The organism is Rhizobium sp. CRRU65, assembly GCF_048551595.1.
GTDB lineage: Bacteria > Pseudomonadota > Alphaproteobacteria > Rhizobiales > Rhizobiaceae > Rhizobium > Rhizobium leguminosarum_J.
Genome location: NZ_JBLYZH010000004.1, coordinates 93,810 through 119,845, shown reverse-complemented (window position 1 = coordinate 119,845; position 26,036 = coordinate 93,810). Strand labels below are relative to the sequence as shown.

18 protein-coding genes are annotated in these 26,036 nt (G+C 61.9%); 9 read left to right on the top strand and 9 right to left on the bottom strand.

Features of this window, described 5'->3' with window-relative positions; genetic code table 11:
• Window positions 1–3: 3 nt before the first annotated feature.
• Entirely contained in the window at window positions 4–882 is an 879-nt protein-coding gene (locus ACM5SV_RS09550) for a phosphotransferase family protein (protein WP_222014375.1), read from the bottom strand.
• Between the two features lie 293 nt (window positions 883–1,175).
• On the opposite strand from ACM5SV_RS09550, the gene ACM5SV_RS09545 reads away from it, so the two are divergent.
• The 6 genes from ACM5SV_RS09545 to ACM5SV_RS09520 all read left to right on the top strand — a co-directional run bounded on the left by ACM5SV_RS09545 (window position 1,176) and on the right by ACM5SV_RS09520 (window position 8,609).
• Complete coding sequence (locus tag ACM5SV_RS09545) at window positions 1,176–2,486, top strand: efflux RND transporter periplasmic adaptor subunit (RefSeq protein ID WP_222014377.1); 1,311 nt, start codon at window positions 1,176–1,178, stop codon at window positions 2,484–2,486.
• Window positions 2,483–5,599 carry an efflux RND transporter permease subunit gene (locus ACM5SV_RS09540; RefSeq protein WP_012756730.1) on the top strand — a complete coding sequence of 1,039 codons (3,117 nt, stop codon included), beginning with the start codon at window positions 2,483–2,485 and terminating at the stop codon, window positions 5,597–5,599. The genes ACM5SV_RS09545 and ACM5SV_RS09540 overlap by 4 nt, the downstream gene beginning before the upstream one ends.
• Window positions 5,600–5,818: 219 nt before the next feature.
• Complete coding sequence (locus tag ACM5SV_RS09535) at window positions 5,819–7,111, top strand: Hsp70 family protein (RefSeq protein WP_130701687.1); 1,293 nt, start codon at window positions 5,819–5,821, stop codon at window positions 7,109–7,111.
• 70 nt (window positions 7,112–7,181) lie between these two features.
• Window positions 7,182–8,081: a uracil-DNA glycosylase gene (locus ACM5SV_RS09530; protein ID WP_222014379.1), complete on the top strand. Its 900-nt coding sequence runs from the start codon at window positions 7,182–7,184 to the stop codon at window positions 8,079–8,081.
• 131 nt (window positions 8,082–8,212) lie between these two features.
• Window positions 8,213–8,404, top strand: a complete 192-nt coding sequence (locus tag ACM5SV_RS09525; RefSeq protein ID WP_003546802.1) for a hypothetical protein — start codon at window positions 8,213–8,215, stop codon at window positions 8,402–8,404.
• 46 nt (window positions 8,405–8,450) lie between these two features.
• Window positions 8,451–8,609 carry a hypothetical protein gene (locus tag ACM5SV_RS09520; RefSeq protein WP_184501200.1) on the top strand — a complete coding sequence of 53 codons (159 nt, stop codon included), beginning with the start codon at window positions 8,451–8,453 and terminating at the stop codon, window positions 8,607–8,609.
• Here the strand turns inward: ACM5SV_RS09520 and ACM5SV_RS09515 are convergent, their stop codons facing one another.
• Together ACM5SV_RS09515 and ACM5SV_RS09510 are read right to left on the bottom strand one after the other, a co-directional pair.
• Window positions 8,610–9,482 (bottom strand): hypothetical protein, encoded by an 873-nt coding sequence (locus ACM5SV_RS09515; protein WP_222014382.1) that lies wholly within the window; start codon window positions 9,480–9,482, stop codon window positions 8,610–8,612.
• Between the two features lie 245 nt (window positions 9,483–9,727).
• Window positions 9,728–10,666, bottom strand: coding sequence for a DMT family transporter (locus ACM5SV_RS09510; protein ID WP_222014383.1), 939 nt, complete (start codon window positions 10,664–10,666; stop codon window positions 9,728–9,730).
• A 347-nt stretch (window positions 10,667–11,013) separates the two neighbouring features.
• Between ACM5SV_RS09510 and ACM5SV_RS09505 the strand changes: the two genes are divergently transcribed.
• From ACM5SV_RS09505 to ACM5SV_RS09495, 3 genes are all read left to right on the top strand, one after another.
• Window positions 11,014–12,120 carry a methyl-accepting chemotaxis protein gene (locus ACM5SV_RS09505; RefSeq protein ID WP_032996269.1) on the top strand — a complete coding sequence of 369 codons (1,107 nt, stop codon included), beginning with the start codon at window positions 11,014–11,016 and terminating at the stop codon, window positions 12,118–12,120.
• A 188-nt stretch (window positions 12,121–12,308) separates the two neighbouring features.
• Entirely contained in the window at window positions 12,309–14,957 is a 2,649-nt protein-coding gene (pepN, locus tag ACM5SV_RS09500; protein WP_222014385.1) for an aminopeptidase N, read from the top strand.
• 192 nt (window positions 14,958–15,149) lie between these two features.
• A complete protein-coding gene (locus ACM5SV_RS09495; RefSeq protein WP_064654037.1) occupies window positions 15,150–17,459 on the top strand; it encodes a PAS domain-containing sensor histidine kinase in 2,310 nt (769 codons plus the stop codon).
• Window positions 17,460–17,471: 12 nt separating this feature from the next.
• Here ACM5SV_RS09495 and ACM5SV_RS09490 read toward each other — a convergent pair whose 3' ends face one another.
• The 6 genes from ACM5SV_RS09490 to ACM5SV_RS09465 form a co-directional block, all read right to left on the bottom strand.
• Window positions 17,472–18,122, bottom strand: a complete 651-nt coding sequence (locus ACM5SV_RS09490) for a glutathione S-transferase family protein (protein WP_017993457.1) — start codon at window positions 18,120–18,122, stop codon at window positions 17,472–17,474.
• A 100-nt stretch (window positions 18,123–18,222) separates the two neighbouring features.
• Window positions 18,223–21,180, bottom strand: coding sequence for a bifunctional [glutamine synthetase] adenylyltransferase/[glutamine synthetase]-adenylyl-L-tyrosine phosphorylase (locus ACM5SV_RS09485; protein ID WP_222014395.1), 2,958 nt, complete (start codon window positions 21,178–21,180; stop codon window positions 18,223–18,225).
• A gap of 235 nt (window positions 21,181–21,415) precedes the next feature.
• Window positions 21,416–22,825: a sensor histidine kinase gene (locus tag ACM5SV_RS09480; protein WP_017993455.1), complete on the bottom strand. Its 1,410-nt coding sequence runs from the start codon at window positions 22,823–22,825 to the stop codon at window positions 21,416–21,418.
• Complete coding sequence (locus ACM5SV_RS09475; RefSeq protein WP_017993454.1) at window positions 22,822–23,577, bottom strand: response regulator transcription factor; 756 nt, start codon at window positions 23,575–23,577, stop codon at window positions 22,822–22,824. Before ACM5SV_RS09475 ends, ACM5SV_RS09480 begins: the two co-directional genes overlap by 4 nt.
• 66 nt (window positions 23,578–23,643) lie before the next feature.
• Window positions 23,644–25,239 (bottom strand): Do family serine endopeptidase, encoded by a 1,596-nt coding sequence (locus tag ACM5SV_RS09470; protein ID WP_017993453.1) that lies wholly within the window; start codon window positions 25,237–25,239, stop codon window positions 23,644–23,646.
• Window positions 25,240–25,454: 215 nt separating this feature from the next.
• Complete coding sequence (locus ACM5SV_RS09465) at window positions 25,455–25,919, bottom strand: cytochrome c-type biogenesis protein (protein WP_222014397.1); 465 nt, start codon at window positions 25,917–25,919, stop codon at window positions 25,455–25,457.
• Window positions 25,920–26,036 lie beyond the last annotated feature (117 nt).

The window sequence follows — 26,036 nt, the reverse complement described above, 5'->3', positions numbered from 1 at the left end:
CTCTCAGCCGACGCGGGCCGCCGCCGCCCATGTCGCGACACTTCGGATCATCTGTTCGACGTTCGCCGGATCGTCGGCAAATTCGGCGAGTTCGGACAGACGATGGAAGCCGGTCAGGATCGCAATGCGGCGGCGGTCGAGCCTGCGTCCGGTCAGCATTTCATAGGCCGATACGATGCGGGCGGTCAGATCGGGCGAGATGAAATTCGAGTAGATGAATTCCTGGTGCAACGGGCCAAAACCTGAATCGGCGAAATCATAGATGCCGTTCAGCCGCCTTTGCGCATGGTCGAAGGCCATGTTCCAGCCATGACCGTCGAAGAAGCCGTAAATGTTGCCGTAGGGATCGGGCGGCAAGGCTTCGAAATCGAAAACGATCACCTGCGCAAAGCTCCGGATGTCAGGCGGCAGCAGCGCCAAAGCCTTTGTTCGCACAGACTCTGGCGATTGCCATGGCTGGATCGCCCCGGCACCGGCCGACCGCATGCGGTCGGCATCGAGCACATGCAGCTCGGCGTAAAAACGCGCGAGATCTTCCGCGAGGTGCTGACGATCGCTTTCGCCAAGCGCATCGTAATCTTCGACAATGAGATGTTCGCCGTCGAGCTTGGCATGGCTGGAGAAGATCGGCGGCCCGTCGTGAATGCGCATGTCAGGAACCGCCATCGACAGCGACGGCCGAACGATCTCGAGCAAGGCGGCTTCCTTCTGAAGCGCTCTTTCTGCGCCGAGATTGCGGGGAAACTTGAAGATCAGCGTGTCATCGACGTCGACGGCAAGCGAATCCCAGCCTTTTGCCGCCAGCTTGAACACGGAGGCCGTGAGCTCAGGAAACACACTTGTTATGAGAGAGCGAAATTCGCTGGCGTCCAACTCAGTCATGAGACCTGCCTTCTCTAGTTTTTCCTCCCGGGCGATGGTGGGCTTACGGGTCGAAATCGTCGCCCTGCGAACCCCTCGCCGCCGCCGTCAGACGGCACCGGGCTACACTGGCTCTATATTAGTATAGTTTGAATATTACGGAATATTCATTACAAAAATTTAAGCCATTATAACCACTTAGTGATTACCCGCCGGGAATTATGTCTTTTTTGCGCCGCAATATAAGTGGCTCAATCGGAGCATAAAATTCGCAACCTTGCCCCCGCAACCTTGCCCAAAGACCGGTATCGCCCATGAAGAAATTTTGGATCACCGTCAGCGTTATCGCAATTGCCGCCATCGGCGTCTGGCAATTCGGGAATCTGGTCCCTTATGCCTCCCGAATTCCCTACCTCTCGCAGTTCATCAAGCAGCCGGCCGGCGGCGATGGCGGCGGGCAGCAGGCGCAGGCCGATCAGGGTCAGGCGAATCAGGGGCAGGATGGTGGGCAACATCAGGGCGGCGGGCGCAGACGCGGTGGCGGCGGCCCGACCGTCGTCAAAACAGTCGCAGCGGTGAAAACGACTCTGCCGATGGACGTGACGGCGACCGGCTGGGCCGATGCCGATGACAATACGACCATTGCCGCACAGGAACAGGGCCTGATCGTCAGCATCGATGCGCAGGACGGGGCGACCGTCAAAGCCGGCGACCTGATCGCCAAGCTGGACGATCGGACGGCCAAGGCGACCGTCGACAAGGACAATGCGATGATCGTGCGCGACGCGGCAACGCTTTCGGAAGCCGCGACCGCATTGACGCGCGCGCAGGATCTCTTCGACCAGAAGGCCGGCACCCAGCAGAGCCTCGACCAAGCGGTCGCCGCCCGCGATACCGCTGCAGCCACGGTTGACGCCGACAAGGCGTCGCTGGCCTCCGATCAGATCTTGCTCGAGCACACCGATATCCGCGCTCCCTTCGACGGCCGGCTCGGCGATATCGTTGTCAGCAAGGGGGCTTTCCTCAGTGCCGGGGCGGCAATCGTCACGATTGCGAAATACGATCCGATCTATGTGAAATTCCACCTGCAGGAACGCTATCTGCGGGAGCTGAAGAGCGCGCTGGCAGCCGGTCCGGTCGAGGTCAGCACCGCCCCCAATTCCACCAAGGGGCAAGTGCGAAAGGGCGAAATCAGCTTTTACGACAACACGGTCGATACGGCCTCGGGCACGATCCTCGCCAAGGCGAAATTCGAGAATGCCTCCGGTGCGCTCTGGCCCGGCCAGTCAGTCAACATCGTCGTGCATTTCAACAATGACGAACAGCAGGTGGTGGTGCCGACGGTTGCCGTCAGCCCCGGTCCGGAGGGTTTCTTCGCCTTCGTCGCCAAGGACGGCAAATCGCATCTGACGGCCGTCACCGTTGCCCGTGCAAATGGCGGCTTCACCGCCATAGAATCGGGCCTTCAGGCAGGCGATCACGTCGTCGTCGAGGGCCAGGGCCAGCTCAGCGACCAGCAGGCGATCAACGAGCAATTCGACGAAAAGGCGCTTGATGTCGCCTCCGCCGAAGAGCCTCGGCAACAGCAGCCGTCCGAGACGATCGCGGTGGGAGCTCAGCAATGATCCCGAATTTCTGTATCCAGCGCCCCGTCGCGACGACGCTGCTTGCCATCGGCGTCATTCTGGCCGGTCTTGCCGGTTATCAGCTGGTGCCGGTCGCGGCCCTGCCGCAGGTCGATTTTCCGACCATCAACGTTTCGGCGCAGTTGAGTGGCGCCTCGCCGCAGACGATGGCAACCTCGGTTTCGACACCGCTGATCAAGCAGTTCGAGACCATTCCCGGGATCACCGAAATCAGCGCCTCCAGTTCGCTCGGCAGCACCAGCATCGTGCTGCAGTTCGACCTCAGTCGTAATATCGATGCGGCCGCCGCCGACGTGCAGGCGGCGATCTCGCATGCCACCCGGCAACTGCCCGACAATCTGACGACGCCGCCGAGTTATCGCAAGACCAACCCGGCCGATGCGCCCGTCATGCTGCTCTCGGTGCAGAGCAACACCATGCCGCGCAGTAAGCTCGACGACATCGCCGAGAACATCATCTCGCCGTCGCTTTCCACACTTCCCGGCGTCGCCCAGGTCAGCGTCTACGGTGCGCAGACCTATGCCGTCCGCGTCGAGGTCGATCCCAACAAGCTGCTGACCCGCGGCATCGGCATCGACACCGTCAACAAGGCGCTTGCTGCCGCCAACAGCCAGCAACCGGTCGGCACGCTGCAGAACAATTCGCAGAGCATGACCATCACGGCGAACACGCAGAGCACCAGCGCCGAGCAATTCCGTTCGCTGGTCATTGCCAATCCGAACGGCGCGCCGATCCATCTCGGCGATATTGCTGACGTGCAGGACAGCGTCGAGAACCAGTATACCGGCAGCTGGTATGACGGCCAGCGTGGCATCATCCTCGCCATCCAGCGCCAGCCGGATGCCAATACGGTCGATGTCGTCGATGCGATCAACGCCAAGCTGCCGCAGCTTCATGCCGAAATCCCGCCCTCGGTCAACACGGTCGTCATGAACGACGCCGCAAAGCCGATTCGCGATGCCATCTCCGATGTGAAGTTCACGCTGCTCCTGACGATCGGCCTCGTCGTTCTCGTCATCTACCTCTTTACCGGCCATGCGACCGCAACGATCATTCCCGGCCTTGCCGTTCCTCTGTCGCTGATCTCGACTTTCGGCATGATGTATGTGCTCGGCTATAGTATCGACAATATCTCGCTGCTCGGGCTAACGCTCGCGGTGGGGCTCGTGGTGGATGACGCCATCGTCATGCTCGAGAACATCCTGCGACATGTCGAGGAAGGCATGCCGGTGCGGGAAGCGGCGATCAAGGGTGCGGGCGAAGTCAGCTACACCATCATTTCCATGTCGGTTTCGCTGATCGCGGTCTTCATCCCGATCCTGCTGATGGGCGGTGTTGTCGGCCGCGTGTTCAACGAATTCGGCATGGTGGTTGCCATCGCCATCATCTCCTCGGCAATCGTCTCGCTAACCGTGACGCCGATGCTCGCCTCGCGCCTGTCCAACCACCAGAGCCGCCCGCCGCTCATCATCCGCATCTTCGATGCCGGCTTCGAACGGACTCTGCGCGGCTACGACAGGGCTGTCGGCTGGTGCCTTCGCCACCGCCCCACGATCCTCGGGGTTTTCCTCGCCTCGGTCGCGCTGACGATCTATTTCTTCATGACGCTGCCGACGAGCTTCTTCCCGCAGGAGGATATCGGCCGCCTGACGATCAGCACGCAGGCCCGGCAGGACATTTCCTATTCCGCGATGTCGGCGCTGCAGCAGCAGGCGGCAGCCGTCGTGAAAGCGAACCCGGCGGTCAACCATGTGATGTCGACGATCGGCGGCAATCCGAACAAGCCGCAAAACAACGGCTCGATGTTCGTCGAACTCAAGGACAAGAAGCAGCGTGCGCCGCTTGACCAGACGCTGCGCGAACTGCGCACGGCGATCAACAAGATCCCCGGCTTGCAGGCCTTCGTGACGCCGAACCAGAGCCTGCGCTTCGGCGGCCGCCAGACTGCCAGCCAATATCAGTTGGTCGTGCAGGCGCTGAACGTCGACCAGACCAACCTCTGGGCCGGCAAGATCCAGGCGGCGATGCGCAAGGACCGGCTGTTCACCGACGTGACCTCGGACGCCCAGAACAACGCCCTGCAGGCCAATATCGTCATCGATACCGAACGGGCAGCCGCCTACGGGATCGACAACGACACGCTGCGCACGACGCTGCAGGAATCCTTCAGCGGATATTCCGCTGCGGAAATCCAGTCGACCGGCGACAGCTACGACGTCATCGTCGAATACGACACCAGCAAACCCTGGGACGACCAGAAGCTCTCGGAGATCCGTGTCGCCTCGGCCAATGGCAGCCTGGTGCCGCTTTCGAACTTCGCGCATGTCCAACGCACCACCGGCCCGGTCACCATCAACCAGACGGGCCAGCTGGTCTCGACCACCGTTTCCTTCAACCTGCCGGAAGGCGTCTCGCTCAGCGACGCCACGGCAGCGATCGACCAGATCAAGAAGGACATCAGCGTGCCGGCAGACGTCTTCACATCCTACGGCGGTACGGCCCAAATCTTCGAGCAATCGCAGGGCAATACGCCCTATCTGATCCTGGCGGCGGTGCTGACCATCTATGTCGTGCTTGGCGTGCTCTATGAAAGCTTCATCCACCCGCTCACCATCCTGTCAGGCCTTCCGGCCGCGGCATTCGGTGCGCTGCTGGCATTGAAGATCATGGGCTTCGACCTGTCGATCATCGCCTTGATCGGCCTCTTGATGCTGATCGGCATCGTCAAGAAGAACGCGATCATGATGATCGACGTGGCGGTGGAGACCATGCGCACGACGGGCGAGAAGGCGACGGCGGCGATCCACGAAGCCTGCGTGCGACGCTTCCGGCCGATCATGATGACGACCTTCTGTGCCCTGCTTGGCGCCCTGCCGATCGCGCTCGGCACCGGCGCAAGCTCGGAACTGCGTCAACCGCTCGGCATCGCCGTCGTCGGCGGCCTGATCGTCTCGCAGATGCTGACGCTCTTCATCACCCCGGTCATCTTCGTCGAGATGGACCGCTTCGGCAATTTCCTCGGCCGCCTGATCGGCCACAAGAAGGTCGAGGAGCCGGAGCTGCACGAGGCAAGGGCGATGGCCGCCGAATAACGGCGGACTGTTGAACCTTCATGGCTGATCTGCCCTGCGGCATCCTTCTTCTCCCTGGCGGGAGGAGAAGGATGTCTGCGCGACATATGCGCCTTCAATCCTCTTGAATGTGTCACGCCCCTGTGGCATCACCCGCCCTCCTGATTCCGGGGCGTGCTTACGCCCTTTCGCGGAGCGATGCTCCGTCTCCAATAACAATCGGCATGAAGAGGTGCGGGCATGGCTCAGGCGCTGGGTTTCGACTTCGGCACGACGAATACGGTTCTCGCCATGGCGGATGGCGGGGCGACCCGCTCGATGGCGTTCACAAGCACGGAGGGTACGGCAGACAGCATGCGCACGGCGCTTTCCTTCATGAAGGATGCCCAGCTCGGCGCATCGGCGCTGAAGGTGGAAGCCGGCCATGCGGCGATCCGCCAATTCATCGACAATCCCGGCGAATGTCGCTTCCTGCAGTCGATCAAGACCTTTGCGGCGAGCGCGCTGTTCCAGGGCACGCTGATCTTTGCCAAGCGGCATAATTTCGAGGATCTGATGGAGGTCTTCGTTCGGCGGCTGCGCAACTATGCCGGCGACAACTGGCCTTCGGATGTCAGCCGCATCGTCACCGGTCGGCCGGTGCATTTTGCCGGCGCCAGCCCCGATCCGGCGCTGGCGACCGAGCGCTATAATGAGGCGCTGTCGCGCTTCGGCTTTCCCGAAATCCACTATGTCTACGAGCCGGTCGCCGCCGCCTTCTATTTCGCGCAGAACCTGAAGCGGGATGCCACCGTGCTGGTCGCCGATTTCGGCGGCGGCACGACCGACTATTCGCTGATCCGTTTCGAGACCGTCGCCGGCAAGCTGACGGCAACGCCGATCGGCCATTCCGGCGTTGGCGTCGCCGGCGACCATTTCGACTACAGGATGATCGACAACATCGTCGCGCCGCTGATCGGCAAGGGCAGCCATTTCAAAAGCTTCGACAAGATCCTGGAAGTGCCGTCCAACTACTATTCCAGCTTCGGCCGCTGGAACCAGCTGTCGATCTTCAAGACGACGCGCGAATTCGAGGATCTGAAGAAGCTGGTGCGCACCAGCCTGGAACCGGAAAAGCTCGAAATCTTCATCGACCTCATCGACCACGACGAGGGCTACCCGCTTTATCAGGCGGTGTCGGCGACGAAGATGGCGCTCTCGGCATCCGAGGAGGCGCCTTTCGATTTCGCACCGCTCGGCCGCGGTGGACATCGCAGCATCAAGCGCAGCGACTTCGAAGGCTGGATCGCCGATGATCTTGCCCGCATCGAAGGCGCGCTCGACGACGTGCTCGACAAGACCGAGACGAAACCGTCGGAGATCGACAAGGTGTTCTTGACCGGCGGCACCTCTTTCGTGCCGGCGGTGCGCCGCATCTTCACCGAACGCTTCGAGCGCGATCGGATCGAAAGCGGCGGTGAACTGCTGTCGATCGCCCATGGCCTGGCGCTGATCGGCGAACGCGACGACATCGCGCAATGGACTGTGCAATAGAGGCAGACAAGGACGGGCAATCTGCCGCCCGCCCTTTCAATGCCCCTGTCACTCCGTTAAGCTTGCCCACATGATCTCCGCCAACGACCTTTCCCCAGCCGAGCTCGCAGCGCTTCTGCATTTCCATGCCGATGCCGGCGTGGAATGGCTGCTGGAGGAAGAGGCGATCGATCGCTTCGCCGAGTTCGAGGCAATGAAGGCCGCCCGCCGCCCGGCGGCACAGGCGCAGCAGCAACGTCCCGCCGCTGGGGAACGCCCTGCCCCAGGTCAGTCACCGGCGCGCCCGAACACCGCAGCCCGCCCAGCGCCTGCCGAACGCGCAGCGTCCGGTCCGCAACCGGCAATCCCGGATGGCGAGGCGGTGCAGCAGGCGCGCTTCGTCGCCGAAACCGCGCGATCTTTAGTCGAGCTCAAGACCGCAATCGAAACCTTCAACGGCTGCAACCTCAAGCACAGCGCCCGCTCGACCATCTTTGCCAGCGGCGATGCCGAAAGCGGGATCATGGTGATCGGCTCGGCGCCGAGCGCCGAAGACGATCGCGAGGGTTTGCCCTTCTCCGGAAAATCCGGCCAGCTGTTCGACAAGATGTTGGCGGCGATCGGACTGACGCGCTCAGCCATTCTGTTGACGCAGGTCATCCCCTGGCGACCACCTGGCAATCGTGCGCCCTCGGCGGCGGAAATGGACATCTGCCGACCCTTCATCGAGCGGCAGATCGCGCTTGCCGAACCGAAAGCGATCCTGCTGCTCGGCAATTTTTCGGCGCGTTTCTTCTTCGGCGAAAACGATACGATTCACGGCCTGCGTGGTCGTTGGAAGGAGATTGCGGCTGCGGACTGTGTCATTCCTGCCATAGCCAGCCTGCATCCGCAGGATCTGTTAACCGCACCTGTAAACAAGCGGCTGGCCTGGAACGACCTGCTCGCCTTTCAAGCGAAGCTTAAGTCCCTCTCTTTGCTTAGAAATTAGCCAAGGTTGAATAATTTGTGAATCAATCCATGCGTTTTTCGCATGGCTGCATCCCGTCGTGACGCATTGCGGAATCTATGCTGCATCGCAATATCAGCTGTGTCTTGGGAGGAATCACAGGAACCAAGGCCATGAACAAACGTTTTCGTCCTATCCATAGCGGGTTTGAAACCCTTCGCCTCGCCGGCGACCAGGTTCGTTCTACTCAAGGCTACAGCCGTTTCGGTTTTGCCACGAACGAACAGATGATTGCCCGCGGCACCGGCATCAACAGCCGTACGGCGCGCCCGAACGCCATTTTTTCGGACTTCCAGCAATATTGAGCGGCAGGCACACTTCGCCTGCCCTTTCGTGTCAAGAGTACCCAACATGTCGACGATCCTGATATCGCTTCTGCGCAACATCGAAACCTTCGAGCACATCCGCGTCGCGGTCTGCGCCGCGCGGGAATATGAGCGCGAGCTCTCGGTCAAGCCGGCCGATGTCGCCACGTGCAATGGCGCAGGTACAGCGGCGATCGTTCTCTGATCAAACGGCCATTTCCTCGATCTGGGCTTTCGCCCATTCGAAGGCTTCGTCGACATAGGCGAACTTGACGGCTTGCCAGGCGCAATATTCCTCGACGAAATCCCGTGATATCCAAAGGTGCGTCTTGCGCGGCTCGTCATACCAGCCGACGCAGCCGCGTTGCGCCGCTTTTGCCAGCAGCCGCTGCAGGTGCGTGCGCGACATCATGAAATCGGCAGCAAGAGCACGGGTTTCGACACGGCCGACGGACAGCCGCCCCGGCTCGCTGCTTTCCATATCCATCCGGCCGATGAAGTTGTCGACGACGAGGCCGCCGGCTTCCGTCCAGAGGAACAACGCCACCTGCTCCGGCGGTTCGCGCCAGGCGGCATCTTCGATGCAATGGCGGGCAATGCGCGGCTGAATGAGCCGCATCAGTGATGGATTTGCTTGGAATAAGGCGGCCCTTTGACCGCCGTCGAGCAGGTCGAGCGCGGCGAGATTGGAGAAAAGCCAGGCAAACATTCCCTGATGGCTGACGTCGGCCGGTTCGAAATGACGTGGCCGCCGCCGCTCGTCGCCGGGCGTGTGGGTTATGAAGCGGTAGGTATAGAGTTCTTCGATGAAGGCGAGCACGGTGTTGCGGCTCGCCACCTTGTGCGCGGTGATGCGCCCGGTTAGGCGCACGGCGGTGAAACCCGACGTCGGGTCGCGCGGATCATATTCCAGGTTGAGGGCATAGGCAGTCTGGGTCAGAAGCCAGCGTTGATGGGAAGCGAGCAATCGCGCCAGCCGCGGACCGGCATCGAACATGCCGCGCATCTGCCCAGCCAAAAAGCGAATGCTCATCAGAAAGGAAGAGTTCCCCACCAATTGCTCCGCTGTGAATGCCATTATGCTTTTCTCCACCTCCGCTCGCCGGGCAGCGTTCGGAGCAACGACACCCGAGAGCTCCTCCGGCATCAGCGGCCATTCAGACATGCACAGCTTGGAATAAATGATACTCTCTCATGTTCAACAATCATATTCCACAGGCCGACGGTATCCCAAGAATTCACCATTCTTTTCACTCTTTGAGCGCAATCCTCAACCCACTGCAATCGGCGCGTTAAAACCTTGATAACATGCACTTGCAGGTCTCAGGCTTGCGGCGTCGTGGCCTTGCGCGCCTCTCTTTGCTCGATGCCCAGCTGGTGCTCGCGATAGATGATGAAGATGCCGGCGGCGACGACGATGACGGTGCCGATCAGCATGGTCACGCTCGGCACGTCGCCGAAGACGAAGTAGGCAACGATGCCGCCGAGCAGGATCGAGGTATATTCGAACGGCGCGATGGTGGAGACGTCAGCGTGGCGGTAACTTTCCGTCAACAGGATCTGCGCGACGCCACCGCAAAAACCGGCGGCGATCAGATAGAGCGCCGTCGGCCATGGCAGGATGAGCCAGCCAAAGGGAAGAGAAGCCAGCGAGAAGACCGAGGCGGTGATCGAGAAATACAGCACGATCGTCGCCGTCTTCTCTTCCTCGACGAGCCGGCGCACCTGGATCATCGCCACGCCGCCGAGAACGGCCGAGAACAACACGCAGAGCGCGCCGACGGCCTGTTCTGCTTCCATGCCGCCGTCGCGAAACAGCGTGAGTTTCGGCCAGGAAACGATGGCGACGCCAACGATGCCGACCAGGACGGCGCTCCAGCGATAGATGCGCACGGTCTCGCCGAGAAAAACGGCAGCGAAGATGACGGCGACGAGCGGCAGCGCATAGCCGAGCGCGATCGCCTCAGGCAGCGGCAGATGCAGGAGGCCGTAGAAACCGAAAGCCATCGACAAGATGCCGATCGTGCCGCGCTTCAGGTGACCGATTGGATTGGCCGTGTAGAAGGCGGCGCGCAGATGCCTGTTATAGGCCAGATAGGCCATGATCGGGAAGAGCGCGAAGAACGACCTGCAGAAAGTGACCTGACCCGGCGGGATGTCTGAGCCCGCCAGCTTGATAAAGGTCTGCATGGCCAGGAAGACCACGACCGACGAGACTTTCAGCGCAATGCCTCTCATCGGGTTTCTGAGAACCGAGTGCATGATCCTGGCTCTTAATACTGACTTAACCGGAACGGGAAGACGCGTTCGACTCGCGAACGCAGCGGGCGACGTCATCCATCGTAGCGAAAGAAAAATCCGATTGGCGAAAAAACCGCAAGCAACATCTGAGAGTCACCGAATCGCCTCAGCGGCAGGCTCTACCGTGCTGCTTATGCGCCACGGCTGTGAAATTTTCCCTTTTTGATCCATTCACCCCGAAAATGTTCATCTCGCGGCGGTCGGCGTTAACCAATTGAAAACCATAGGCAAGCATCGTTTTTTATCGCTGATCTCGAAATTTTCTTCACCGCACAAACAATTGCCCGCTCCTTTCAGGATCCCATTTGATGAAGCCGCTTAGCGCCGAAACCATCGCCCAGTCGCAGAATGCGACCCCGCGCTCCATGCGCGTCGTCACCGACGGCATCAGCACCGACCTCGAGCGCTTCAGCGCCGACAACACCCATATCGTCAAGCAGATCAAGCTGCTGGCGATCAATGCGCTGATCGAGGCGGCCAGAGCCGGCGAGACCGGAAAGGGCTTCGCGGTCGTTGCCAACGAGGTGCAGCGGCTGGCGCAGATCGCGACCGACATTACCGGCAGGTTTGAAAGCAACGTGCTTGGCCGCATCGGCCTCAGCCGCGCCATGGCCGATTCGCTGGTCGAGGAGATGGAGGGCGTTCGCCTCACCGATCTGGCGCAGACGCTGGTGCAGCTCATCGTCCGCAATCTCTTCGAGCGTACGGCCGATGTGCGCTGGTGGGCGACGGATCCGGCGCTCTGGCAGGCGCTGCAGAACCCGGCCCGTGAGACTGTCGCCTTTGCGGCGGAGCGTCTCGGCGCCATCAACCGCTTCTACACCGTCTATCTCGATCTCGTCATGACCGATCTCTCGGGCAAGGTGATCGCCTCCGCCAATCCCAAGTTCCAGCGCAAGATCGCAGGCACGAGCCTTGCCGGCGATCCGTGGTTCCGCGCGGCGTCGGTCTGCTCCTCCGGCGACGCGTATATTGTCGACGACGTCAAAGCGAGCCCGCTGCACGACAACAGGCATGCGCTCGTCTATGCCACAGGCATCCGCGAAGAGGGCAAGCTCGACGGGCGGCTGGTCGGCACACTCGGCGTCTATTTCGACTGGCAGAACCAGGGCCAGGCGATCGTCGAGAAAGAGGCCAACCTGCCGCCGCAGCTGGCGGAAAGAACGACGGTCATGCTGCTCGACGGCAAGAGCCGGGTGATCGCCACCACCAATCCCGCCTTGCTCTTTTCCCATTTCGCGCTCGCCAATCCGTCCGGCCAGGCGAAAGGCAGCTACTACGACAATAACGGCTCAATCGTCGCCTTCGCACGCACCCTCGGCTATGAGGATTACGACGGGCTCGGCTGGTACGGCGTCGTCGTGCAGCAGACGGAAAATGACGCGACGATCAAGGCTGCGCTCAATCTGAAGTAGAGGCTTTCTCCCCTCAGCTGCGTTCATTCGTTTCCAATAAGATATTTTGCCCGCGAACTTGGTGTTCGCGGGCAATTTGCTTTAACTTTAGTTCAGACTTTAATGTAATCATTCCCGGCAAAATTTATGGCAGAGTGCGCCCGCCTCTGTATTCCGCGGTTGTCAAATAACGGTCTTCAGGAAACACCATGCGAACAGATACCGGCCAGGTCATTCATCTGGCAGATTACCGTCCCACCGACTTCGTGCTGGAACGTGTGGACCTGACCTTCGAACTCGACCCGACGGAGACAAAGGTCGAGGCGCGTCTGATCTTTCATCGTCGCCCGGGCGCCGATCCGGCAGCGCCGATCGTTCTCGACGGCGACGAACTGACGCTGTCGGGGCTGCTGCTCGACCAGGTGGAGCTGGACCCTTCGCGTTACGACGCAGCACCGGAAAGCCTGACGGTGCGCGACCTGCCGGAGAGTGCGCCCTTCGAACTGACGATCACCACCGTCATCAACCCTGAGGCCAACACCAAGCTGATGGGCCTTTACCGCACCGGCGGCATCTACTGCACGCAGTGCGAGGCGGAGGGTTTCCGCCGCATCACCTATTTCCCCGACCGGCCTGACGTGCTTGCGCCGTTCACGGTCAACATCATCGCCGACAAGGACGCCAACCCGCTGCTTTTGTCGAACGGCAACTTCCTCGGCGGCGCCGGCTACGGCCCCGGCAAACATTTCGCCGCCTGGTTCGATCCGCATCCGAAGCCGAGCTATCTCTTCGCGCTCGTCGCTGGCGATCTCGGCGTTGTCGAAGACACGTTCACGACCATGTCCGGTCGCGAGGTGGTGCTGAAGATCTATGTCGAGCACGGCAAGGAGCCGCGCGCAGCCTATGCCATGGACGCGCTGAAACGCTCGATGAAGTGGGACGAAGAGAGGTTCGGCCGCGAATACGATCTCGACATCTTCATGATCGTCGCCGTCTCCGATTTCAACATGGGCGCGATGGAGAACAAGGGCCTCAACGTCTTCAACGACAAATACGTGCTTGCCGATCCCGAGATCGCCACCGATGCCGACTATGCCAATATCGAGACGATCATCGCGCATGAATATTTTCACAACTGGACCGGCAACCGCATCACCTGCCGCGACTGGTTCCAGCTGTGCCTCAAGGAAGGCCTGACGGTCTATCGAGACCACGAATTCTCTTCCGACCAGCGCTCGCGCGCCGTCAAGCGCATCGCCGAAGTGCGCCACCTGAAATCGGAGCAGTTCCCGGAAGATAGCGGCCCGCTCGCCCATCCGGTGCGGCCGACGACATATCGCGAGATCAACAATTTCTACACGACGACCGTCTACGAAAAGGGCAGCGAAGTCACGCGCATGATCGCGACGTTGCTCGGCAAGGACGGCTTCAAGAAGGGCATGGACCTCTATTTCGACCGCCATGACGGTGAGGCCGTGACGATCGAGGATTTCGTCAAATGCTTCGAGGATGCAAGCGGGCGCGACCTCGCGCAATTTTCGCTCTGGTACCATCAGGCCGGCACGCCGCTCGTCACCGCATCGGGCAGCTATGATGCGGCAGCCGGCAGCTTCACCCTGTCGCTCGAACAGATGATCCCGGCAACGCCCGGCCAGCCGAGCAAGGAGCCGATGCACATTCCGCTCAGCCTCGCGCTGTTTGGCGAAAACGGCGGCAAGATCGAGCCGACCTCGGTCGACGGCGCGGAATATGCCGGCGAGGTGCTGCATCTCACCGGCCGCACGCAGACGGCCGTGTTCCATGGCGTTGGCTCGCGGCCGGTCGTTTCGATCAACCGCAGCTTCTCGGCGCCGATCAACCTGCATTTCGATCAGAGCCCGGCCGATCTTGCCCATCTCGCCCGCCATGAGACCGATCATTTTGCCCGCTGGCAGGCATTGACCGATCTGGCGCTGCCGAATCTCTTGAAAGCGGCACGCGACGCCCGCGAGGGCAAGCCTGTGATCTGCGAGGCGACCTTCGTCGAGACGCTGATTGCCGCCGCTGCCGACGAGAGCCTCGAGCCCGCCTTCCGCGCCCAGGCGCTGGCTCTGCCGAGCGAATCCGATATCGCCCGTGAACTCGGCGGCAACAATGACCCCGATGCCATCCATGCCGGCCGGCAGGCGGTCCTGAAACAGATCGCCGATGCCGGAAAGGATGTCTTTGCCGGCCTCTACGCAGCGATGACGACATCAGGCGATTTCAACCCGGATGCGAAGAGCGCCGGCCTGCGGGCGCTGCGCAATAGCGCCCTCACCTACCTCTCGCATGCCGAAGAGACGCCGACCCGCGCCAAGGCCGCCTTCGATGCGGCCAACAATATGACCGATCTCAGCCATGCGCTGACCATCCTCGCCCATCGTTTTCCCGACAGCGCGGAGACGAGCGAGGCGCTCGCCACCTTCCGTGACCGCTTCGCGGAAAATGCGCTGGTCATCGACAAATGGTTCGCGATCCAGGCCGGCATTCCGGGCGCAAAAACCCTGGGACGGGTCCGCGCGCTGATGGACGATCCGCTCTTCAAGCGCACCAATCCGAACCGGATGCGGTCGCTGGTCGGCACCTTCGCCTTTGCCAACCCCACCGGATTCGGCCGCGCCGATGGCGAAGGCTATCACTTCCTCTCGGATCAGATTCTCGATATCGACGGGCGCAACCCGCAGCTTGCCGCCCGCATTCTCACCTCGATGCGCTCCTGGCGCTCGCTCGAACCCGTGCGTGCCGATCACGCACGCTCGGCGCTGATCGAGATCGAGCGAGCCACCGATCTTTCGACCGACGTGCGCGATATCGTCGAGCGCACGCTTAAGGGGTAATTTGATTCGACCGGCCATCAGGAGAAATTCGGCGGCCGGTCGCCCAGCACCTCGAATCATCTGGAAAAACCCGAAATTATAAATAGTTAACGGATTTTTACCTTTGCCTCTGGACAAGGCGAATCACCCATGATTCTCTAGGTCAGGTTCGAGCGAGCGGCGCGCGAATCACATGAGGGACAAGGCGAAGAGATGATGGACGTGCGGCGGGCAACCGTGGCCGGAGGACGGCTGCGTGTCGATTTTGACGGGCTCAATGCCTGGCGCGACAGCCTTTCGGGCCATGCGACATCGGAACCACTTCTGCGTTATCTGCCGAAGGCCGAGCTGGTCTTGAAGCGGGCCATCCCGGCGCTGATCGTCGCCTTCCTCTCCGTCGTCGCCGCCTCGCATTTCTTCGGCATGATGAGCGAATATGGGCGGCTGGAGGCCTCGGCGCGCCATGCCACCGCACTTTCGGCGGCGACCGCCTCTGCGGTGTTTGCCGATGCGGCCGACATCTTTGACAGCGGCGATATCACCGGGGCGCAGGCCCGCCTCGCCAAATACCTGCCGCAGGACCGGCTGGACAGCGGCGCTTTCGTGCTGCTCGTGCAGGCAAGCGGCAAGGTTTTTGCCGCGACCACCGCCGGGCTTTCGCATGTTGGCAGCAATGTCGGCGACTTCTTCCCCGAGGTCTCGGCGATCCGCCGCTTCGGCGATCGCGCCGGCGTCATCGAAACGACGATCGGCGGCGTGCCGCACTATGCCGAGATCACGCTGATGGGCAATGCCGGCGGTTATATCGTCGCCGCCACCTCGCTCGACGAGATCGGCCGGCTCTGGCGTGAGGAACTGGCGCTCAACGTGACGCTGTTTGCCGGCATCTCCTCTATCCTGCTCGTCATCCTCTATGCCTATTATACGCAGGTGAAGCGCGCTCGCGACGCCGACGACATCTTCCTGGAATCGAACCTGCGCGTCGAGACGGCGCTGTCGCGCGGCCGTTGCGGCCTCTGGGACTTCGATTTCGAGAACCGCGAATTCTTCTGGTCGCGCTCGATGTACGACATGCTCGGCCTGCCGGGTTCCGACAAGACGATGGGTTTCGGCGAAGCCGCCCGACTGATGCATCCCGATGACGGCGGGCTCTACGAGATCGCGCGCGCCATCGGCAAGGGCGCTTCCGGCCAGGTCGATCAGATCTTCCGCATGCGCCATGCCGGCGGCCACTATGTCTGGATGCGGGCGCGTGCCCAGGTGATCCGCAGCAATTCCGGCCGTATGCACCTGATCGGCATCGCCATGGACGTGACCGAACAGCATCGGCTCGCCCAGCGCTACGCAGAAGCCGACCAGCGCCTGGCCGACGCCATCGAATGCACCTCGGAAGCCTTCGTGCTCTGGGACAAGAACGATCGGCTGGTCATGTGCAACACGCATTTCCAGCAGGCCTATGGCCTGCCGGACAGCGTGCTCGTGCCCGGCACCGAGCGTTCGACCGTCAATGCCGCCGCCGCCCGGCCTGTCATCGAGCGGCGGATTTCCGATGCCGACGGCTCCGGCTATTCGCGCACGACGGAGGTGCAGCTTGCCGACGAGCGCTGGCTGCAGATCAACGAGCGGCGCACCCGCGACGGCGGCAGGGTTTCGGTCGGAACCGACATCACACTGATGAAACGCCACCAGGAGCGGCTGCGCGAATCCGAGCGCCGGCTGATGGCGACGATCGGCGATCTGTCCGCCTCGCGCCAGACGCTGGAGATCCAGAAATCCGAGCTTTCGACGGCCAACTCCAACTACCAGGCGGAGAAAGAACGCGCCGAGGCCGCCAACAAGGCGAAATCGGAATTCCTGGCCAACATGTCGCATGAGCTGCGCACGCCGCTCAACGCCATCCTCGGCTTCTCGGAAATCCTGCAGAACCAGATGTTCGGTCCGCTCGGCTCGCTGAAATACGACGAATATGCCCGCGATATCCATGACAGCGGCAAACATCTGCTCAACGTCATCAACGACATTCTCGACATGTCGAAGATCGAAGCCGGCCATGTCAGGCTGCATTGCGAGCGCATCGATCTTGTGCCGCTGATCGAGGAAAGCCTGCGCTTCACCGCCATGCCCGCTGCTGAAAAGAACATCGTCATCGAACAGCGCATCTGCTCCGGCCTGACGCTGATGGCCGACCGCCGGGCGATGAAACAGGTACTGCTCAACCTGCTCTCCAATGCGGTGAAGTTCACCGACAATGGCGGCCGCATCGCGGTACGCACCCGCCGCGTCGATGGCGCCGTCGTCGTCACCATCGCCGACACCGGCATCGGCATTCCACGCTCGGCGCTGTCGAAGATCGGCCAGCCCTTCGAGCAGGTGCAGAGCCAGTATGCCAAAAGCAAGGGCGGCTCAGGCCTCGGGCTCGCCATCTCGCGCTCCCTGACCTCGCTGCATGGCGGCCGCATGAAGATCCGCTCACGCGAAGCGGTCGGCACCGTGATCTCGCTGCGCATTCCGGATGATATCTAGAGCCGACCTCATTTAGCCGGCCGATGCGGCGGTGAAAACCGCCAGCTGAGCGGCGAAAGCACGCTTGTATGCCGGCCGCGCCTCGGCCCGGGCGACATAGGCGGAGAGGTTCGAATATTCCTCCAGTATGGCAGATCCTTTCAACCTGAGCAGCACCGACACCATCAGCAGGTCGCCGGCGCTGAACGCACCATCGAGCCAGTCGGCATCGCCAAGACGGTGGGAGAGACCGATCAGCCGTTTGCGGATGCTGTCCTCGAGGGCAGAAAGGCGGTGATCGTACCAAGGCTTGTCGCGCTCGAGGATCATGACGAGAGCGCGGTCGAAGATCGGTGGTTCCACCGTGTTGAGCGCGGCAAACATCCATGTGAGCGCGCGCGCCCGGGCATTCACATCGTCCGGCAGCAGGCCCGCATGGCGCTCGCCGATATGGAAGACGATGGCGCCGGACTCGAACAAAGTGAGATCGCCTTCCTCATAGGTCGGGATCTGCCCGAATGGCTGCAGCGCCAGATGCGCGGGCTCCTTCATCTCTTTGAACGAAACAAGACGAACGTCGTAAGGTTGGCCCACTTCTTCGAGCGCCCAGCGAACGCGCATGTCACGGGCCAGGCCCCTGCCGCGATCGGGCGACCGTTCAAAGGCGGTAATGGTAATCGTCATTCGTGTTCTCCATAGCTTTGCCCTGAAGACGACTGGCTAACCGAGAATCCGACAGGCGATGCTCGAGATAATCCTCACGGTCGTTCCATCTGGTGTGAGATCAGGCTTTCACGACAGTCAGGAATATTTTCCGAACCGCTTTCGAAAGCCGCTTCATCTCCGCTTCCAGCGTCCTGATGTCGGGGCAGTCGCCAGCGCGGCAGACGAGTTCGACGAGACCCGCCGGCGCCTCCTTCGGATCGAACAGGCCATCAATGCAGAGGCGGATCAGTTGCGAAAGGCCGGTATAAAGCGTGAAGGCCTCGAGACATATGTCGAGATCGGACGTTGCCATCAGCCGGTCACCAAGCACCTTCAGAGCTTCACCAGTGCTCACCCCATTGACGGCAATGCCGACGCCCTTGGTCGGTGCGATCAGTGCAAGATACTGGGCGATGAATTCGAGATCGATGACGCCGCCGGGAATGAGCTTCAGGTCCCACGGACCGGAGGGCGGCTTTTCCTTGTCGATCAGTCCGCGCATCTCGGTGACATCATGCGCCACCTTAGCAATATCGCGATCGGCCGACAGCACCTCGCGAACGATCAGTTCCGCCTCGGCGATCAGGCTCTCATTGCCGCAGATCAGCCGGGCGCGGCTGAGCGCCATATGTTCCCAGGTCCATGCCTCAGCGCGCTGATACTTGCCGAAGGCATTGATGCGGGTGGCGACGGGCCCCTTGTTGCCGGATGGGCGCAGCCGCATGTCGACCTCGTAGAGCACACCTTCGGCGGTCGGCGCCGACAAGGCGGCCATCAGTCTCTGGGTGATGCGGGTGAAGTAACGCGTCGCGTCGAGCGGCTTCGGCCCGTCGGATTCGGAAGCCGAATCGTCATAATCATAGAGCAGGATCAGATCGATGTCGGAACCGGCCGTCAGCTCGAAACTGCCGAGCTTGCCCATGCCGGCGACCGCGATGCGCCCGCCGGGATAGTCGCCGTGTGCTGCCCGCATCTCGCCGACCACGGCATCGAGTGCCGCCGCAATGATGAGGTCGGCGAGATGGGTGAAGGCGCGTGCAGCCATCACGCCGTTGATCACGCCTGTGAGCAGGCGGATGCCGATCAGGAAGCGCTGCTCGGCGGCGAAGATGCGCAGCCGGTCGAGCACCTCTTCATAATGGCGGGCCTGGGCAAGCGAGCCCTTCAGCCGTTCGCCGAGATAATCTCGCGTCGGCAGCTCGGCCATCAGGCCGGGATCGAGCATGCCGTCGAAGACATGCGGCTTGGCGGCGATCACCTCGGCAAGCCGGGGTGCCGAGGACATGATGTTGACGATCAGCGACAGCAGCGCCGGGTTGCTGCCGAGCAGCGAGAACAGCTGGATGCCGGAGGGAAGGCCCGAGATGAAGCTGTCGAAGCGCAACAGCGCCTCGTCGGCGCGCTTGCTTTCGCCGAAGACCCGCAGGAGCTGAGGCGCCAGCTCCGTCAGCCTTTCACGCGCCTCGACCGATTGCGTCGCCCGGTAGCGGCCATAGTGCCAGGTGCGGATGATGCGCGAAATATCCGACGGCCTGGTAAAACCGAGTTTCTTCAGCGTCTCCAGCGTATCCGGGTCGTCGCCCTGGCCGGTGAAGACGAGATTTCCGGTGTCTGTGGAAAGCCTGCTCTCCTGTTCGAAGAGGTGGGCATAACGCCGCTCGACCGTCTTCAGCACGCCGACCAGCCGTTCGGAGAAGCTCGGCGTGTCGGAAAAGCCCATCATGAAGGCGATGCGCTTCAAATCGGCATCCGTCTCCGGCAGCAGGTGAGTTTGCTCGTCGCGCACCATCTGGATGCGATGCTCGACATCGCGCAGGAACCAGTAGGCCTCGATCAGCTCGTCGCGGGTTTCAGCGTCGATCCATTTCGCTTTGGTGAGTTCACCGAGCGTCTCCTCCGTCGCCCGGCCACGCAAGGCCGGCATGCGGCCGCCGGCGATCAGCTGCTGCGTCTGGACGAAGAATTCGATCTCGCGAATACCGCCGCGGCCGAGCTTGACGTTGTGGCCTTTGACGGCGATCGCACCGTGGCCCTTATGCGCGTGGATCTGCCGCTTGATCGAATGGATATCGGCAATCGCCGCGTAATCGAGATATTTGCGGAAGACGAAAGGGGCGAGCCCGCGCAGGAAATCACTGCCCGCGGTCAAGTCGCCGGCAACGGCGCGCGCCTTGATGAAAGCCGCCCGTTCCCAGTTCTGACCCCTGCCCTCGTAATAAATCATCGCCGCATCGACCGGGATCGCCAGCGGCATCGAACCCGGATCAGGACGCAATCTGAGATCGGTGCGGAAGACGTAGCCGTCCGCTGTCCGCTCCTGCAGGATGCGCACCAGCCGCCGCATCATCCTGGGGAAGATCTCGATCGCGTCATCCGGGTCGGGCACGATTCCCGCCTGTTCGTCGAACACGACGACGAGGTCGATATCGGAGGAATAGTTGAGTTCGGATGCGCCGAGTTTGCCCATGCCGAGCACGATCAGCCCGGAGCCGTCGCTCGGCGCCGCCACATCCCGCAGCCGCAGCTTTCCGCCCTCATGCGCCGAAAGCAGCAAATGGTCGATCGCGGCGGCAACCGAAGCTTCGGCAAGCTCGCTCAGCCAGGCCGTCGTCGCCCGGCCGTCGAAGATGCGTGCAAGATCGGCGAGCGCGACCAGGAAGGCCACCTTGCGCTTGATGATGCGCAGCCTGCTCATTACCACGGATTCCGCGGGCGCTGTCCCCTCGCCGTCCGGTTGCCAGCAGCGCCGCGCCTCGGCGACCAGCGCCTCGATCTGCGGCTCCAGCGGTTGGGTGATGGCACCAGCGAGGATGGCGGGATCGAGATTGACGATTTCGCGCAGATAAGGCGACAGCGTCAGCACGGCCGCGATGAAATCGCGAAGCGGCCCTTCCGTCTTCAGCATCGCAGCCACGGAAGGCTCGCTCCCGCCGGCCTCCTGAAGGTCGGCCAGCGCCAGCTTCAACTCCGTCTGGTTCAGCGGACGCAGCAGCCCTTCGGCCACATCCTTCAGACCATGCGTCGATTTCGTCAGCATGCGCTCTCCTGCTTTAGCACCTAAAGCGCATCACGATCTTTCGGATTCGCTCCTTGCGCTTTCAGCCTTTGTTTTACGCATGCCGTTATCGCAAAACCGCTGCACAGTTTTGCGCGACATGCTCGAGGGAAACGACCACGCAGAATCTCGGGAACGCCTCCTTCGATCGGCATTAAACTAGGGTCTTGGTGGAAAACCGCCAATACGCGATTCAGCCGATCATCGATCTCGGCAATCAGGCAGCCTTGGCGGGGAAGATCATGCTGACCGTCAATCCGCGCTTTTCGGGTTTGTCGGGATCGGTGTCGGAGAGTTCCAACCGGCCATTGTGCAGCTCCATCACCGCTTCCACCAGCGAAAGCCCGAGCCCCGTTCCCGGCTTCGACCGGCTTTCATCGAGGCGGACGAAGCGCTTCACCACGTCGTCGCGCCTGTCGGCCGGAACGCCCGGCCCGTGGTCGGCGACCGAAAGGCAGATGCCATCCGGGCGGCGGGCGAGCTTCAGCGTTACCTTGCCCGCCCCTTCCGTATCGGAAGAATATTTGATGGCATTGTCGAGCAGGTTGAAGATCGCCTGGCCGATCAGCTCGCGATTGCCCTGCACCTCGACATCCGGTTCGATGCTGGAGCTCAAGCCAAGCCCCGCCTCCTCCGCCGCCGGTTCGTAAAGCTCGGCGCTATCGGAGACGATGGCCGAAAGCTCCACCGGCGACATCTCGGCGGCGACCGATCCGGCCTCGACGCGGGAGATCATCAACAGCGCGTTGAAGGTGCGGATCAGTTGGTCGGATTCGGAAATGATGCCTTCGAGCGCGGTGCGCCGCGTCTCGCCATCGGCGATATCGAGCGCATCGGCCGCCTTGTTGCGCAACCGCGTCAACGGCGTCTTGAGATCGTGGGCGATGTTGTCGGAGACCTGCCGCAGGCCCTCGTTCAGCTTCTCGATGCGCTCCAGCATGGTATTCAAAGACATCGACAAGCGGTCGAATTCATCGCCGGATCCGCCCACCGGCAGGCGCTGCGACAGGTCGCCGGCCATGATCTTCTTGCTGGCATCCGACATGCGGTCGATGCGTTTCAGCGCGTTGCGGCCGATGCCGAACCAGATGATGATGGCGCCGAGCCCCATGATCGCCAAGGCCACCATCAGCGCCTGGCGCACCAGCAGACGGAAACGCTCGGGGTCGCCGAGGTCGCGGCCGATCAGGATTCTGAGGCCATTGTCGAGCACGAAGATATTGGCAATCGCCTTGTGGCGGCGCTCGACGCCGCTGTCGGTATAACGCTGGTAGCCAAATGGCGCGGAGGTCCAGCCGATCTCCTCGAAGACACCCGGCTGCACCGACGCGACGTTGCCGGCGAGAATATCGCCCGAAGGACCGGCGATGATGTAGAGGTTGGCGCCCGGCTGGCGGGCACGCCGCTCCATCGTGCGCAGGAGAAGGTTCATGCCGCCGGTGTCATAGGCGCGTTGCACCTGTTCCACCTCCTGCCTGACGGCATCGCGGATCTGGCCCGTCAGCAGCCGTTCCGACATTGCCGTCACATAGAAGACGAGCGTCGCGGCGCAGATGGCGAAAAGCAGGATGTAGAGTGCCGAAAGGCGGACTGCGGTGGACTTGAAGAGAACCTTGAAACGGCTCATCCCTCATCCTTGATCATATACCCCGCGCCGCGAATGGTCTTCAGGAGCGGCTGGCTGTAGTCCTTCTCGATCTTCGAGCGCAGGCGCGAGACATGGACGTCGATGACGTTGGTCTGCGGGTCGAAGTGATAGTCCCAGACATTTTCGAGCAGCATGGTGCGGGTCACCACCTGGCCGGCATTCTTCATCAGATATTCGAGCAGGCGGAATTCGCGCGGCTGCAGCGGGATCTCCTTGCCGCCGCGGCGCACCTCATGGGAGAGCCGGTCGAGTTCGAGATCGCCGACGCGATAAACGACGTCCTGATCCGGCGTGCCCTTGCGGCGGCCGAGCACCTCGACGCGCGCCAGCAATTCGCTGAAGGCATAAGGCTTCGGCAGATAATCGTCGCCGCCGGCACGAAGCCCGGTGACGCGGTCATCGACCTGGCCGAGCGCGGAGAGGATGAGGACCGGCGTATGGATCGCCTTGCGGCGCAATTCGCTGATGACCGAGAGCCCGTCCCGGCGCGGCAGCATGCGGTCGATGACGATGACGTCGTAGGTATTTTCCGACCCCATGAACAGGCCGCTCTCGCCGTCGCTGGCGTGATCGGCGACGATGCCCGCCTCGCGAAAGGCTTTCGTGAGGTAGACCGCGGCTTCGAGATCATCTTCGATGATGAGAATCTTCATGCGGCCGACATTACCCACCGGCTGCGTTTCGGCAAGGCTCAAAGCATCTTCCTGCGGGGCGGCGCTCATCGCGATCATCCTTCAAAGGTCAGAAGAATCGAGCCGCGCGGACTCTCGTCCGCACGGCTCCAGTTTTCTTGAAGATCAGCCCTGGCCGTTGATCGGAAGCGCTACGAAGCGGCTCCCCTCACTGGACTGGATCTGGAAGAGAGCGCGGGTGCGCCCGTCCTTCTTGGCTTGGTTCAGCACCTTGACGATGTCGTCGGCGCTGGAGACCTCCTGGTTGTTGACCGAGGTGATCTTCTCACCTTCCTTAATGCCCTTGTCGGCGGCATCGGAGTTCGGGTCGATGTCTGTTATCGCCAGGCCCTTGCCGTCGTCAGACGGGCCGACCGTCAGGCCGAGATCGGCAAGCGCCTTCTCGGAAGCCGGTGCCTCAGGCTGCTGCGGCTGGCTGTTGTCATCGGCAGACGCATCCTTCTGGTCGATCGGCAACGTGCCGAGTTCGACGGTGAGAGGCTGGGCCTTGCCGGCGCGCCAGACCGAAAGCTCAACCTTGCTGCCCGGCTGCATCGCACCGATACGGCGGCTGAGATCACGGGCATCCTTGATCGTCTCCCCATTCAGCGCGGTGACGACGTCGCCGGCCTTCATGCCGGCCTTGTCACCCGGCGACCCGGCCTGCGGGGCAACGACCAGAGCGCCGCTCGGCTCGGAAAGGCCGATGGATTCGGCGATGTCCTTGGTTACCGGCTGGATCTGGACACCCAGCCAGCCGCGCGAAACCTGGCCGTCCTTCATCAGATCGGCGACGACGTCCTTGGCGGTTGAGGCGGGAATGGCGAAGGCGATGCCGACGCTGCCGCCCGACGGCGAGAAGATCGCGGTGTTGATGCCGACGACTTCGCCGCTGAGGTTGAAGGTCGGACCGCCGGAGTTGCCGCGGTTCACGGCGGCATCCACCTGCAGATAATCGTCATAAGGACCGGAACCGATATCGCGGCCGCGAGCTGAGACGATGCCGGCTGTAACCGTGCCGCCGAGACCGAAGGGATTGCCGACGGCAACGACCCAGTCACCGACGCGGACATTGTTGTCGTCGGCCCAGTTGACGTAGGTGAACTTCTTGCCCTTGCCGTCGACCTTCAGCACAGCGAGATCGGTGCGCGGATCCTTGCCGATCAGCTTGGCATCGAGTTCGGTGCCGTCTTTCATGACGGCGACGAAGGCCTGACCATCGGAAACGACGTGATTGTTGGTGACGATGTAGCCGTCCTCAGAGATGAAGAAGCCGGAGCCCTGGGCGACGGGGCGGAGGCGACCCTTGCCGCCCGGACCATTCGGGCCACCATTCGGTCCGTTCTGGCCGAAGCGCCTGGAATGGCCCTGCTGATCATTCGGATCCTGGCCGAACTGCTTGAAGAACCGCTTCAGCGGATGATCGTCGGGTAGGTCGTCGAAGCCGCGGCCGTTGAAATCGAAGGAGAAGCCGTCATTGTTGTTGTCGGAGACGGGATTGACGCGATTTTCGACCCGGACGGAAACGACGGCCGGCGAAACGGCGTCGACGACATTGGCGAAGCTCGGAACGGCGGGCGCCTGAACCTTGACAGCTTCGGCATAAGACCGGGTGATTTCGAGCGGAACGCCGGTTGCGAGCACAGCGGCTGCGATACCGGCAACGGTAGAAGCCTTGAGCACAGTGGCGAGGGACGGACGTCCGTTGAAATTCTTGAGCATTGGAGCACCTTCTCTTGTTCTTAGTTCTCAGAGCCGGCGATGCCGGATCAGTCGATGAGTAAAGATATAGGACGCCGCACCTTACTGCGAACTGTCCGGCCAATGAAAAGTTGGTAATGTTTGCAAGGTTTGGCAAACGGCCGAACGTGCCGCGGGCTTCTCTGGGCGGCCTGGACGCGGTCGGAAATGCTCGTCTACCGGCTCAGCCCGGTTGGTTATTTCTTCAGCAGCTCGCTCAGCCGCGCCTGCTCGTCTGCCGTCAGCTTGCTGCCGGTCGGCTTGCCCGCCCTCTTGCGCGCAAAGACCAGCAGCGACAGCCCGCCGGCGAGCACCAGCAGTACCGGTGCGCCCCAGAGCAGCACCGTCTTCATGCTGACACGCGGCTTCAAGAGCACGAACTCGCCGTAGCGCGAGACGATATAGTTCAGCACCGCCTCGTCGCTGTCGCCATCGGTGATGCGCTCGCGCACCAGCAGGCGCAGGTCCTTGGCCAGATCGGCGTTGGAATCGTCGATCGACTGGTTCTGGCAGACCATGCAGCGCAGTTCCGCCGAAAGTGTGCGGGCCCGCGCCTCGAGCGCCGGATCGGCCAGCACCTCGTCCGGATTGACGGCGAAGGCGGGGGCGGGCGCAAAGAGAACGAAAAGGACGATGAGAAGGCGAGAGAGAAGCCGCGACATCTGCGAGACGCGCCCAACCTCTCCTCCCCTCATTCCTGTGCTTGTCACAGGAATCCAGCCACGGCGCGTCCGCGCCGTGAATGAACCTTTTCGCAAATAAGAGTCTCCCGCGCCCAA